The organism is Bernardetia sp. MNP-M8 (assembly GCF_037126285.1).
Taxonomy (GTDB): Bacteria; Bacteroidota; Bacteroidia; order Cytophagales; family Bernardetiaceae; genus Bernardetia.
The window spans coordinates 3,127,951-3,142,251 of sequence record NZ_CP147012.1; the positions used below are offsets into that span (position 1 = coordinate 3,127,951).

General features: G+C 31.4%; 10 protein-coding genes. 5 read left to right on the forward strand and 5 right to left on the reverse strand.

From position 1 onward, the window contains the following. The first annotated feature begins 111 nt into the window (after nt 1-111). Nucleotides 112-744, forward strand: coding sequence for a Uma2 family endonuclease (locus tag V9L04_RS12805; protein ID WP_338790201.1), 633 nt, complete (start codon nt 112-114; stop codon nt 742-744). A 105-nt stretch (nt 745-849) separates the two neighbouring features. On the opposite strand, the gene V9L04_RS12810 is transcribed toward V9L04_RS12805, so the two are convergent. Further along, nucleotides 850-2,469, reverse strand: a complete 1,620-nt coding sequence (locus tag V9L04_RS12810; RefSeq protein WP_338790202.1) for an NFACT RNA binding domain-containing protein — start codon at nt 2,467-2,469, stop codon at nt 850-852. A gap of 169 nt (nt 2,470-2,638) precedes the next feature. Between V9L04_RS12810 and V9L04_RS12815 the strand changes: the two genes are divergently transcribed. The 3 genes from V9L04_RS12815 (at nt 2,639) to V9L04_RS12825 (ending at nt 5,051) form a co-directional block, all read left to right on the forward strand. After that, nucleotides 2,639-3,742: a porin gene (locus V9L04_RS12815; RefSeq protein ID WP_338790203.1), complete on the forward strand. Its 1,104-nt coding sequence runs from the start codon at nt 2,639-2,641 to the stop codon at nt 3,740-3,742. Between the two features lie 129 nt (nt 3,743-3,871). Next, nucleotides 3,872-4,273 carry a hypothetical protein gene (locus V9L04_RS12820; protein WP_338790204.1) on the forward strand — a complete coding sequence of 134 codons (402 nt, stop codon included), beginning with the start codon at nt 3,872-3,874 and terminating at the stop codon, nt 4,271-4,273. Nucleotides 4,274-4,337: 64 nt separating this feature from the next. Continuing rightward, a complete protein-coding gene (locus V9L04_RS12825; RefSeq protein ID WP_338790205.1) occupies nt 4,338-5,051 on the forward strand; it encodes a hypothetical protein in 714 nt (237 codons plus the stop codon). 159 nt (nt 5,052-5,210) lie between these two features. Here the strand turns inward: V9L04_RS12825 and V9L04_RS12830 are convergent, their stop codons facing one another. The 3 genes from V9L04_RS12830 to V9L04_RS12840 all read right to left on the reverse strand — a co-directional run bounded on the left by V9L04_RS12830 (nt 5,211) and on the right by V9L04_RS12840 (nt 9,949). Further along, on the reverse strand, nt 5,211-6,947 hold the full coding sequence (locus tag V9L04_RS12830; protein WP_338790206.1) for a caspase family protein: 1,737 nt from the start codon (nt 6,945-6,947) through the stop codon (nt 5,211-5,213). A 255-nt stretch (nt 6,948-7,202) separates the two neighbouring features. Further along, entirely contained in the window at nt 7,203-7,613 is a 411-nt protein-coding gene (locus V9L04_RS12835) for a hypothetical protein (protein ID WP_338790207.1), read from the reverse strand. 38 nt (nt 7,614-7,651) lie between these two features. Then, on the reverse strand, nt 7,652-9,949 hold the full coding sequence (locus tag V9L04_RS12840; protein WP_338790208.1) for a carotenoid oxygenase family protein: 2,298 nt from the start codon (nt 9,947-9,949) through the stop codon (nt 7,652-7,654). Between the two features lie 240 nt (nt 9,950-10,189). On the opposite strand from V9L04_RS12840, the gene rocD reads away from it, so the two are divergent. Next, nucleotides 10,190-11,440 (forward strand): ornithine--oxo-acid transaminase, encoded by a 1,251-nt coding sequence (gene rocD / locus V9L04_RS12845; RefSeq protein WP_338790209.1) that lies wholly within the window; start codon nt 10,190-10,192, stop codon nt 11,438-11,440. Nucleotides 11,441-11,507: 67 nt separating this feature from the next. On the opposite strand, the gene V9L04_RS12850 is transcribed toward rocD, so the two are convergent. After that, nucleotides 11,508-14,207, reverse strand: coding sequence for a SpoIIE family protein phosphatase (locus V9L04_RS12850; RefSeq protein WP_338790210.1), 2,700 nt, complete (start codon nt 14,205-14,207; stop codon nt 11,508-11,510). Between the last annotated feature and the right edge of the window lie 94 nt (nt 14,208-14,301).

Sequence of the window (14,301 nt, forward strand, 5' to 3'; positions counted from 1 at the left end):
ATTGTATTACTATTTTTTGTATCTTAGCTTATCAAAATTACAAAATATATAGATTAAGAAAACACTTGTTTTACAGACTGATAGTTCAAGAAAAAGGAATACAAACCAATTATGAAAAATAAAATTCCAAAACCAAAGAATGAAATTCAGTATTTGTACGAAGACATAAAAGAAATTGCAGAGCAGTTTCCTACTGACTATAAGTGGAATTACGAAGAGTTGTGTAATCATTTTCCTGAAGACCTTTTAGTAAAAGTAGAAATTATTGAAAATAGTCTTTTTGTTTATCCAAGTCCTACTCTAGAACATCAAAGTATTTTAGAAAATGTACTCGTAAAATTTCATCGTTTTATCAAAGATGATAATTTAGGACAACTCCTACTTGCTCCTTTAGATGTGCAACTTGACCAAAATAATATTTCACAGCCTGATATTTTGTTTGTTGCGAAAGATAATCGCAAAATTCTAGGAGAAGCAAGTATTGAAGGCGCACCTGATTTAATTATAGAAATTTGGTTGCCAATGGAAAGTTCAAAAATAAGAGAAGCAAAAAGAGAACTTTACCAAAAAAATAAAGTAACAGAGTTTTGGCAGGTTTATCCTAAGAGAAAACAAGTTTTTGTAGAGGTTTTGAATGAAAAAGGAAACTATCAAACCTTTTCAGAAGCAGAAAAAGAAGGAATTATAAAATCGAAGGTATTGACAGGTTTTGAAATAAACATTACAGATATTTTTGAAGATTAATTTCTCGCACCATTGGTGCGAGTTTTATAAAAACTAATTGTGTCACCACTGGTGACAGTATTTGAAAAGCCGTTGTCGGTGTCTCACCGACAACACAAAAACAACTTACTCAAATCCTTTAGGTTCAACCATTACCACATCTTCTCTTTCCACGACAACTGCACCAAGTGCTGCTCCTTTTGGTTTTCTGACATATTTTTTAGGTGTTACGATGACAGGACAAAGCGAATCTGTTTTTCGCTTGGAATAATAGGCTGCTAAACTGGCAGCTTTTTCGATGACCGATTTTGGAAATGGTTTTCCTGCTCTATATTTTATCACGACATGCGAACCTGCAACACCACGAGCATGAAGCCACAAATCTTCCTTATAAGCATATTTTTGAGTAAGTAAGTCGTTGTTTTTAGAATTTTTACCTACCAAAATCTGAAAATCTTGATATTCAAAAACTTTAAATGGAAGTTCATCAGGTTCGCTTTCTTGTAAATTGGTTACCTTAATTTTATTTTCCTTCAAAAATTTTCGCATTTCTTTGAGTGAATCAAAATTATTTATTTCGTCCAACTGACTTTCAAAAAGGTGTAATTGCTCTTCTTTTTTCTCTAAATTTTGATACAAATTATCAATTTCTAGTTTTTGATTTTTGCCTTTTCTATAAAAAAGTTCTGCATTTTTTTGTGCTGATAAATGGTCTTTTAATGGAATTGTGATTTGCTCGTTGGTATAAAAATCAAAAAGTTCTACTGATTTTGAGCGAGGTTCTACAGCGTGAAGATTTGCCATCAGAATATGTCCAAATTCTTCGTAACGCATTGTATTTTCTACTTTTTCTATCTTTTTGAGTGTCTTGTCTATGTAGTTTTGAGTTTGGCGATGACGTTTTTCTATGGCTTTAAGTGCTGCATTTTTTTCTTTGCCTAAATAATAACGCCTTGAAAACTCCATGTAAAACAAATTACAGGCTTCAATGGCATTGTCTGTTTTGTGTAGAATTTCAGCATCTTTAATAAACTCTTTTGGATTAAGAATCGATAATTTTACTTCATTTGTTTTTAAGAAAACATAAAAATCTAAATTTTCAATCTCATCAAAATAAGTAATTAATTTTTCGGTTTCTTGCCAATATTTTTCTCTGTCTTCTGTATTTTCTACTTTATTGTTGATATATTTTAATACATCTTTTCCAAAAGTAGGAAAGGTTTTCTTGATTCCATTTTCTATAAAATCCTCTTTTTCCTGTTCTATACTTCTATCCAAATCTTCATAAATTATCTCCCAATCGGCTTGTAGCTTATGTTGAAAAATAGCTTCAATTTCTTGTTCTGAATTTTCACTTTTTGAACTCTCATCTTGAGAAAATAAAATAATATTTGAGCGATTACCAAATAATTTGAATAGCAAAGTAAAATTTTCTTCCAATTCTATTCCAAAAGCTCGTTCATTATTAAACTGACGAATACTCGTTATTTTCTTTCCAATAATAGAATCAAAAAGATCAATGCTATTTCGCTTTGCTCGTGCAAAAGATTGAGGAAAAGAAAGTGTTGTGAGTTCAGGTGTAAAGGTAGCACGAATCCAAAATTCAGTTTCTGGATTGTTATTATCAATAAGTCCTATCAATAATTCATCTTTATTTTGCGAAAAAATAGTCGCAATTTCAAATCCTATAATCTGTTTGGAAAGTTCGTTGGAAAGACTTCGAATAAAATAATAATTGTTTTGCATTGATTTTTTTATAAAATTTGGTACTAATCAGACTTAGAATTTTTACTTTGTAATCTATAGTATGTATTTCAGACTTCCTAGTCTGAACAAAATGATTTTTTATTTTCAAACAGACTGGAAAGTCTATCATACGTAATTTCTCCTATACAACCCCAAAAATCACAAAAAGATGCGACAATTTATTTTATTTTTTCTATTCCTTTCATTTTCATTTACTGTTTTGGCTCAAAATGACACTATAAAGGTAGAAAATTTGGATAAACCACTATCAAAAGTCAAATTTAGTGCGTATTTAGAAACCTATTATATTTATGATTTCAATGAACCTGAAAATCATGTTCGTCCAAACTTTTTTTATGCATATCATCGTCATAACGAACTGGCTTTAAATTTAGGATTGATTCAAGCTGATTATGAAACTGAAAAAGTTCGTGCAAGACTTGCGCTTATGACAGGAACGTACTCAAACATAAATCTAGCAGCAGAAGAAGGTGTTTTGAAAAACATTTATGAAGCATATGCAGGAGTGAAAATTTCAAAAACAAAGAATATATGGATTGATGCAGGTATTTTTAGTTCACATATTGGTTTTGAGAGTGCGATTGGAAAAGATTGTCCAACTATGACACGTAGTCTGTTAGCTGAAAATTCGCCTTATTATGAAAGTGGAATCAAAATTTCTTATACTTCAGATAATGAAAAATGGTTTCTATCAGGACTTTTACTCAATGGTTGGCAACGCATTCAGCGAGTAGAAGGAAATCAAACGCTTGCTTTTGGACATCAAATTACTTTTACACCAACCAAAAAAATCACTTTTAATAGTAGTTCTTTTATAGGAAATGACTATCCAACAGCAGAAAAAAAGATGCGTTATTTCCATGATTTTTTTATGAAAGTTGATTTTTCAGACAAATTTGAAATTATTGCAGGATTTGATATTGGCGCAGAGCAAAAACAGAAAGAAAGTTCGGAATACAATGTGTGGTATTCGCCTATTTTGATAGCAAAATATAATTTTAATGAAAAAATTTCTTTAGCTGTACGAGCAGAACATTATAACGATGAAAATGAAGTTATTATAGTCACAGAAACTCAAAATGGCTTTCAAACCTCAAGTTATTCTATTAATCTGGATTATAAAATAACAGAAAATATACTTTGGAGAATCGAATACCGTAGTCTGAAAAGTAAAGATGACATTTTTATAAAAAATGAAAATTCAGTTTCTACTAACTTATTTTTAGGCTCTTCTTTAGCTGTTGGTTTTTGAAACGTATAAATTGTTTGTAATAGACAAAAAAAATAAAAATTTGCTTTAATAGTTGTATTTTGCTTAGATATAGAAATAGTTTTTTATATTTACTAACATGAAACTTTTAACTTAAACCCCAACGAATATATGATTATCTATGAAAGTGATTATTCAGTTTTTGATTACGATGAAGAAAATTCTATCTTTTCACACATTTTTAAATCAGGAAGCGAAAATTTAAATGCTGAAAAATTTAAGAAAGAAATGCTCACCTATCTTGAGTTTTTTGAAAAATACAGACCTAAAAAGGCTTTAGTAAATAATCAGAACATGGAGTATATTATTGTACCTGAATTGCAGGAATGGCATGCTCAAAATATCTTTCCTAAGTGCATTGAGCTTGGAGTGGAAATGGCTGCCATAGTAGAAACACCTGATTTATTTGCTCAAGTAGCTATGGAACAACTCATGGAAGAAGAAACTACAGGAGGATTTGCAGTTCGTTTTTTTGATGATGTTGATAAAGCAAAAAATTGGCTAGTATCATAAGTTCTTTATATGTTATCAATCTATTTTTAATAAAAAAAATCTATTATTTTAATTTTTAATCAACATGAATAATCGTAAATCCATGAACAGTCTTTGGTTAGATATGCCTGAAGATGTACAGGTACGCCAAGGTTGTGAGCCAATAGACTGGGCAAAACTAGAGCAAAAAACAATTTTAGACGGCAATTTTATTGTTCGTGAAGCAACAGAAGCTGACTTAGAAGGTGCATCAGAAGCCTATAAAACAGGATTTCCAGCTCTAAAAGGCTGTGATTTTGAATTGCTGTTTACACCTGATGGTTTTGCTCCTTTTGTTGGGCAAGGTGAGACATTTAATAAAGGAAATAATTTTCTTATTGTTATTGAAGAAGTAGCAACCAAAAAAATTGCCTCAGCTTTAATAATTACGATGTGGAAAATGTTGCGTAGAGGCGAGTTATTAGTTATTGCTACTCATGAAGATTATCAAGCTGCTGGCTTAGGAACTGAAATCTTGAATGCAGCCGACAAATTATTTGAAGATTCAGGTGTTGAAATGGCTTATGGCTGGTGTGCAGGTATGCACACAGTTACACAGACTATTTTGAAAGATATGGGTTATGTTCCTAGAGCTGTTGTACCAGGTTTGTATAGACTTTGGGCAGGCGAAGGTGAGCAATATCGTAGAACAGTAGAAGTATTTTTTCAAAAATTCTATGGGGGTGCAGAAGAAATGTGTACAGCCGATTTGAATCTTTTACCAGAAATAGAAAAATTACTTATTCCTTGGCGTAAATAATTTATTCTTCAAAATTATCTCTCAAAAACTCACTTGTTTCATAAAATGAGTGAGTTTTTTATACAACGAACTGATAATCCAAAACAAAAAACTCAAACATTTCTGCTTGAGTTTCTTTAATTTAACTTGTTCAAGTGTCGACGCTTGAACAAGTTAAATTTATTTCCTAACAGCTCCAATCGGCATATTTGGGTCAAAAAGTCCATATAATTCTGGATTCTGACGGTAGTTTGTATACTGGCGAGTTTGTGTTTGGACATAATCAAAAAGTTCTCTTACCGAAACTATATTATCAGCATTAAAATCAGCTTCGCCTTTCAAGCCACGAATCAAATAATAACTAAAGACTCCTTGACGAATTGTCTTGTTTTCAAGTGAAGTTTCTTCTGCTTTTGATGACATCATAAGTGCTGTTCCTCCAGAAGTTTTGGCAAGAGCTTGATAATACTTATCCATTGTTGCTTTTACATTTCCTCTCAAATTTTCACTACTACTTCCCGAATGACAGGCATCTGCAATAAATAATTTGTTTTTTGCTTTGCAGCTTGTAAAAATATCTTGAACGTCTTTGTGCAGGAGTTTAGTGCTTTCTGTTCCATTGTAATCGTAAGGAATAAAACTACCTTCCAAACCGTGTCCAGCATAATAAAAAATAACTAAATCATTTTCAGAAGCAGCACTAAACTTTTGACTTAAAGAATTAGTAATTTGTGATTTTGTAGCATTCTCATCTACTAAAAGTGTAATTTGATTGTCAGAAAGTGCGCCACCCTCTGGGCTTTTCAAAAAGGCATACATTTGATACGCATCATCATCTGAATAACGCAGTGTTGGCATTGCTGTATAACTTGCCACACCTACTACAACTGCCCAAACTTTTGGCATTGAAGCGATAGCATTTTCTGCACGAGTGGGAGTAGTAAAGATAATATTTGCTTTATCTGAAAAAAAAGTTCCTTGTGCTGTTGTTGCTTCCAAACGAATTTCATTAGTTCCGTTTTGCAGTGGAATTTTGCGTTTTATAGTAATAGCACACATAGTGCTTGGGGTGACGGTAAGTCCTCTAATTGGGTCTTGTTCTTTATTATTCACAAAAACTTTTACTTCATTTACCATCAGTTCGGATTCCAGACACACTTCTAAATCAAAAAAAGAATTTGAAACGGTTGCTGTAAGTGAAGATGGGTTTTGAAAATGAAATTTTACATTTTTTTGTTCGTTTGCTTTCTTTTCTTCTGCAATAAGTTTGTCAAGAGTTACAATTTTCTTTGCAATTTCTGCACGGTTTGGGTGTCCTAATTGTCTTGCTTTTTGGAGGTTTTTTAGGCTTTCTTCATAATTTTTATTCAAATAATTAATGGTAGCCAGTTCATAATTTATCTCTGCTGATTTTGTACTTCCTTCTCCCAAAGCCAATCTAAAATTTTCAACTGTTTTATCAGAATTATTTAATTTTTGATACGCATATCCTTTAAATTCATAAATTTCTGTATTAATTTGAGAATCTTTTTTGGTATTGGATTTTAACGCTTTATCAAAATAAGTAATAGCTTCTTTGTAAGAATCCATTGAATAATAACTTTTACCTTTCCACAGATTTGCTTCTGCCAATTTATAATTAAATAAAATCGTTCTGTCCAAATCTGAAATTGCATCTTTATACTTTTCTAAATGCCATCTAGCTATTCCTCGTTGAAGATAGGCTTCCATATTTCGGCTATTATGTTTCAGAGAAGTTGTATAATCAGTTTCTGCTTGTACATAATTTTTTTGTTCTAATGCTTGATTTCCACTTTTTAGATAATGTGTATCATACTGAGCAAATACCAAGGTTTGACAGCAAAATAAAAATAAAAAAGTAAGTGTAGTAGTTGATATAAAGGAAAAAGTAGGCATAGAAGTAAAATTTAATATTTAATTAAGCTGGTATTTATTCAGAATTACTCATCTGTATTCTTTATTTTAACGAATAAAATTTGGTATTCGTCTATCAAAAAAGAGTATTCATCTATTCTTATTTATACGTACGCAAATAATATGCAAAAAGGTGTCTGAAAAAATATTAGTCTTTCTCTCAGAGTTTTTTTAACACAAAAAACTCATTTTTTAGGTGTGATTTCTAAAAAATGAGTTCTATAAAACGTAAAAGAATTAAACTACTGTTTCTTTTAGTAACCATTCCATTGCAGTTTCCATATCATTAGAAGTTGCCCCCTCTAAATTAGGAGTGTTACCACCTATTTCATTAATTACTTTTTGAGAAGAAAATTTTCCGAAGACATCACTTGGAAGAATATAGGCATATCTATTATAACCAGCCATTACTGCACGAGGCATCCAATCTTCAAATATCCATTTTTGGTCATCAGGAGAAGCTGATTTCGTACGAGCAGCATCAAATAATACTTTTCCACTTTGTGTTTCTTCAATAGCCGTAATGATAGCATTGGAGGCTTCTCTAAATATTTTGCTAGGACAAAAGCCTTCCCAGTTTGTATGTATGTAGCCTTTTTCTTCGTCATAATAAACTTGACAGGCTGGAGTATCATAATAATATTTCATAGAGGTAAGAATATAGTAAGGTTGAATATAAAATAAAGTTATTTAAAATGAGGATATATATTTTTGTCAAAAATTTCTTGAATCTGTTCTCTTTCCTTTCTAAATAAAAGCCCTCCCATAAATTTTCCCAAAAGAGAATCATCTATCAAATGTTGATAATCTGATTTGACAGGAATATTATAGTATGAGTTTGTAGTTTTTGCTTCTGATAACCATGCTGAATGCAAAGTAGTGTTTGCAATCCATTTTGGATGAGTTAGTTTACAAATAGCACCTTTTTTAAGATTTTGAGCATCAAAAATCCATAATTGAGTTTGGTACTCTATGCTTTTGGTCGATTTATTTAATTTTTCTACAGTAACTACACAAGTCATATAGCCTTCATTATCATCTTTATTGGTAGGGTTTTTCTTAGGCACAAACTGCATTGCTCTGTATGATATTCCTTTTTCAAATTGATAATAATCTTCAAATTTCATAGTTTCGGTATTCATCCTGCTGATAACAAATGGAATCCCTTGTTGAGTGTATTTTTTCATATCTTCTACAGATATTTTGCGATTTGGATACTCTTTATACAAATTAAAAATAAAACGTGTGAGAAAATCTTTGTCTAAACCAAATGACTGCCAATAAATATTCTTGATTTTTGGAACTATCTTACTGGCATCTACCATATTTGGATAAGTAAAAAGTGCAATACCCCAAGTATGCGCTCCTATATCCTTTTTAGGTAAGTCTTGACTATTATTGTCATCTTTAGTATCAATATTTCCTTTTTCTGTAATAATAGTCTGTTCGATTATATTTCCAGTCTTAGCATCAATCAAATATTTTCCTATTCTGCTAATATCTAAAATGCCTGTTGGTGGAATTCCTGTTATATTTTCTTTTACAGGTTCATTTGTAAACTCATTTACATCAAATAATCGTATCCATTCAGCCAAACAAGCTGTTGCATTATGAGCTGCATGTAGCGTAATTTGGTCATCAGGGTTTTCATAATCTGCTGTCAAATGTATAGTTTCGAAAGGCAAAGAAACGGGCAATTTTTTTACTACAATAGATTTCAATTCATCTTTCATATCTGCTCTATTTACAATATATGTATCTGTTGTAGCAAGCATTGGAGCTGTCAATATTTTGCGAAAAAAATTATCTATTTTAGAATTATGAGGAAAAGGATTATTAAACATAATATCTAATGTGAGTTTAAAACCAGCATCAACCAAAATAATATAATCTCTTGTCACAGCAATTTGATGCATGCATTGTTGAATGCGTAATGGCTTTTTTGTTGTATTATCTATCAAATTCCATTTCTTCCATTTTCCTGTTCCTTTCCAATTCATCAAAAATACAGCATCTTCTACAGTAGTTTCTTCTTTTATATGTTTTTCTAAGGCTTCTTCTAGTGTTTTAAGTAGATTTTTCCACCATTTAGATTTTATATGTACATGATTTTCTATGCAATCAAAAAAGTCATTTGTTTTTTCTACGAGATAATGTTTGTGTGTCAGTTCAGAGGTAGCAAGTCCTTGTCTAGCCGATTCTGCCTCTAGTTTGTCAATATATTCCTCAAATTTCTTTTCTACTTCATCAGGGCGATTTTTCAAAAGTTCAATTAATTTTATCTGACTTGCCATCGTCTTCATAGACTTTGTAAAATTAACTGAAATCAATTCTTGTGTTACAGGATCAAAAAATGGATGTGCTGTACTTTGAACTACACCAAAAGGATATACCAAGAAAGGAGGTGTAGAGGTAGCCCATTCTGAATTAGCACCAATAGGAGTTTTTATTTTTAGTGTTTCAGCATCAAACTCATAGGGTCTTCCTGCATCATAATTAGCTAAAATTCGTGGAGAAGTATCATTTTTAAATTGAAAAGGAGTTACAGCTGTACACAGTTCGTTTCTAACTCCCATTGTAAAGGACATACGAGTAAGTCCTAAATTACGAAAACCATAAATATTGAAAAGAGGATTTTTTTTATTCTCTTTTTCTAAATAATAACGAGTAGCTTCATCAGCATAATAACAAGGCGTTTTGAGTAAGCGAGATGTTAAATTTATACTACTAATTTCGTTTTGAGTTGCACTAAAGTCTAATTTATAAATCATTGAATCACCTCCTAGAAGTGGACTTCCTAGTTCTCTGTTGTATGTTCCATCAGGACGAGTTGTTGGAAAAGGAATGCCATCAGAGTTTATAGTTCCAACTGAAGAATTGATATAAACAACTCCATCCATATCTTTAGGAAGTTCTCCTTCAATAATTTTTAATTCTATATCTAGTTCTTCTCTGCTTGCTGCTGTGAAAAATGATGAGTTCATGTAATAGTAAAGTGAGATTTTGATGTAAATTTCTTATTACTAGCAAAATACAAATTTTCATTTATTAAAAAAATCTAATTTTCATAAAAAAATATTTCTTCCAAAAAAGTTTAACAGGACATTAGAATGTTTTTTTAGCAACAAATTTTAGTAAGGATATTGTTTGAGTAAAATGCTTTTCTAAAAACTTTTGAGTAATTTTAGGCTGAATCAACTAAACAAACATAAACAAGTAAAAATATGCTTACAGAAACACAAAACGTATCAGCAGGTCAGCAAAAATTCATAGACTTAGAAGATAATTATGGAGCGCACAATTACCATCCACTTCCAGTAGTGTTAGAAAAAGGTGAAGGTGTTCATGTTTGGGATACAGATGGGAAAAAATATTACGATTTTCTTTCAGCATATAGTGCTGTAAATCAAGGACATTGTCATCCCCATATCATAAAAGCTCTTACTACACAAGCTCAAAAATTGACACTTACTTCTCGTGCATTTTACAATAATGTATTGGGAAATTATGAAAAATTTATGACAGAGTTTTTCGGTTATGATAGAGTTTTGCCAATGAATACAGGAGTAGAAGGAGGAGAAACAGCAATCAAGCTTTGTCGTAAATGGGCATATAAAGTAAAAGGAATAGAAGAAAATAAAGCAAAGATACTTTTTGCAGAAAATAACTTTTGGGGAAGAACACTTGCAGCCGTTTCTTCTTCGACAGACCCAAGTGCGTATAGCGATTATGGTCCTTATTTACCAGGTTTTGAAATCGTAAAATATAATGATTTGTCTGCTTTGGAAAAAGCATTGGAAGATCCAAATGTGGCTGGTTTTATGGTTGAGCCAATCCAAGGAGAAGCTGGTGTAGTTGTTCCTGATGAAGGATATTTGAAAAAGGCTTATGAATTATGTAAATCTAAAAACGTTCTTTTTATTGCAGATGAAGTGCAGACAGGAATTGCACGTACTGGAAAGTTAGTATGTTGTGACCATGAAGGTTTTCAACCTGATATTTTGATTTTGGGTAAAGCTCTTTCGGGTGGTGTTTTTCCTGTTTCGGCAGTTCTTTCTAGTCACGAAATTATGCTTACCATCAAACCAGGTGAACACGGTTCTACTTTTGGTGGAAATCCATTGGCTTGTGAAGTAGCAATGGCAGCTTTGGAAGTTGTAAAAAATGAAAATCTTTCAGAGCGAGCAGAAGAATTGGGTAAAGTTTTCCGTCAGAAAATGAGTGAATTGGCTGACAAATCAGACCTAGTAAATTTAGTTCGTGGAAAAGGTCTTTTGAATGCAGTAGTAATAAATGATTCGCCAGATAGCTCAACGGCTTGGGATTTGTGTGTTGCTTTGAAAGAAAATGGATTGCTTGCCAAACCTACACACGGAAATATTATTCGTTTTGCTCCACCACTCGTAATGACAGAAGAGCAATTACTAGAATGTTGTCAGATTATTGAAGATACAGTTTTGAATTTTAAGAAATAATTTTTCCAAAATAGTAATTTAATAAAAAACGAATTTCATTTTTTTGAAATTCGTTTTTTTATGAATCTTAAACTGTAATTCCAATGATACAAATGTCATCAATTTGTTTTTGTTCTGTTCCAATCCAATCCATCAAAGTCATCTTTAAAGCTCTACGTTGGTGTAACATAGATGAAGTAGAAGTTTCATAGAGAAGGCTACGGAAGCGTTTTGACATAAATTTACGTCCTTCTTCTCCTCCAAATTGGTCTTGGTAGCCATCAGAGTACAAATAGAATGTTTCTACTTCTTCTAAATCAATAACATGATTGGTATATTTTTTATCTTGTACCTTTTTATTTCTTCCTCCTATCGAAACAGCATCTCCTTTAATAACGGTCATATTTTTTTCTTCTCCTCCTCGTTGTCTTTTCTTGTGCATATAAACGAGAGGATTTTTTGCACCTGCAAACTCTAAAATTTTTCTCTCACTATCTATAACAGCAATAGAAATATCCATTCCATCTTTATTTCCTGTTGTTTTTTGCTTTAAAATATCTATGATTTCTCGTTGTAATGTATCTAAAATCTCACTTGGTTTAGTTATTTTATGGTGTTTTACAATTTCATTGAGAAGTGTAATTCCTAATAAAGACATAAATGCACCTGGAACGCCATGTCCTGTACAGTCAGCTACAATAATAACCTTTCGATTATCTACTTCTGCATACCAAAAGAAATCTCCTGAGACAATATCTTTTGGAGTAAAAAAGACAAACGAATCTTTAAAAATAGATTTCATTTCTCTAGTACTCCCTAATAGTGCAAACTGAATTCGCTGTGCATAATTTACACTGGATACAAAATTATCATTTTGTTGTTTTATCAGTCTTGATTTTTGTTCAATATTAAGCCTAAAGATTTCAGATTTAGTAATGTCTTGTAATGTACCTCGTTTTCCTATCAAGATGTCATTTTCATCAAATGAAGGATAGGCTTTTTCTTTTATGTAAAGTGTCGCTCTTTTAGGTACATGTATTCTATATACTTCGCTAAACTTTTCTTTATTTTCTATAGCTTCTTCCCATTTTTTTACGACTCTTTTTAAATCTTTGGGTTCTATCCAACTTCTAAACTCTTCCAAGGAATTAGGGAAATCTTTTTTATCAATTTGAAAAATTCCTTCAAAACTTGCTGACCATTCTATTTCCTCAGATTCAATATTCATATCATAACTCACTATTTTTGCTAAAAGTTGAGATTCTTCTAATCGTTCTTTGTTCTTTTCTACATTATCAAAAAGAATTTTTACTTTTTCATTTTGTACAATTTCTTGTGTAACATCTTGAGCTGTTCCTATCAGTAAATAAGGTTCGCCTTCATTATTGTAGTTAATCAAAGAAAAAGCACGGTAATGCTTCCAATCTTCTTTTTCAGATAAATGAGTTGGTCTTGCTCTATAATGCGTCAAGAGTTCTTTTTGATTTCTTGTTGCAGCTTCTGCAAGAGCTAGTTGATTAATCTTGTAATCTTCAGGATGGACAATTTCTCTGAAAGTAGCTGAATTAAATTTCTGACCTTTTTCTAATCTATAAATAGATGGCAAATTATCTGAATGAGTGATGAGTTCTGTTTCTAAATCCCAGACAAAACTGCCCATTTTTGCCATTTTTTCAGCACGATTGAGCAAATCTTGTTTTTGTTCGATTTCGTCTTGAGCAGATAATAAATTATCGTTAATCGAACGCAATTCCTCTGCATTCATTCTTAACTCTTCTTGTGATGCTTCTAATCTTTCATTTTTCAATATTGATTTTGCATTGGCTTCTTCTACATCAAAAAATGCTTGTTTTACTCTTTCTATCATTGGTTTTAAACCAAATACTGATAAAGCGATTACAAAAATCATGATAACTACCACAACTACAAACTGTACAATTTTCAAATTTGTAACCTTATCTTTTGCCTCTTGCTCATAATTATTAATAATAGATTGCATACGGGAAGAAAATTCTTCTTGATTTTTTTCTAATGTTCTTACTGTTTTGGCTTCGTGATTCTGAAGGCTTAAAGAATCTACATTTTCGATAGCAAAAGTAGGATTTAAAAGCTCATCAATTCCTATAACTATATTTTCATAACTACTTGCCAAAGTATCAAAGGCATCACGAACAGATTGAGAGTTTTGATGTTCTTTACTGATTCCTAATGTAAATGACTTTTGAGTGAGGTTTTCGTGTCCTTCTTTGAAATTTTTTAAGGCAATAAGTAAAGAATCTATGTGTCTTATTCTTTCCTTTTCTAGTGTAACAGGTATTCTACTAGAATGATAAAGAATTTTCTGACTCAGTGTAGACTGATTGCTTCCAATTTTAATTAGATGTATATCATCTTGTTCTTTATAAGAAAAATCTTGAAGCAACAAAAAACCTGCAACTAATATCAATCCAATCAGTATAGGAAAGAAGGTGTTTGCAAGGCGCATTCGCTGTATAATTGCCTTATTTTTTGCATTATATTTTTCAATGTTACTATGACGTAAATCACTATTTTCTTTTAGTCTATCTATATAAAAACCAATTGTCCCAAAAGCACCTCCCAAAACAAAAGGAGCAGAATCAATTACAAAATGGATAGGATTAATACGGTGAATCTGAACAACTGTTTCTAAACTTAATGACATTTCATGAAAAAATAATCCATCAAGAATCCAAGAAAAGAAAGGAAAAAGAAGTCCAAATAAAAATCCTCCTAAAGTATAGCGTTGTGTGTTTGAAATAGGAGTCATATAAAGATTAAAAAATGAAACACTTAGAGCATTACTAACCCGTAAAAGAGAGTTATGTTTTGAACTACAAATCTAATTAATTTTTATGAATTTT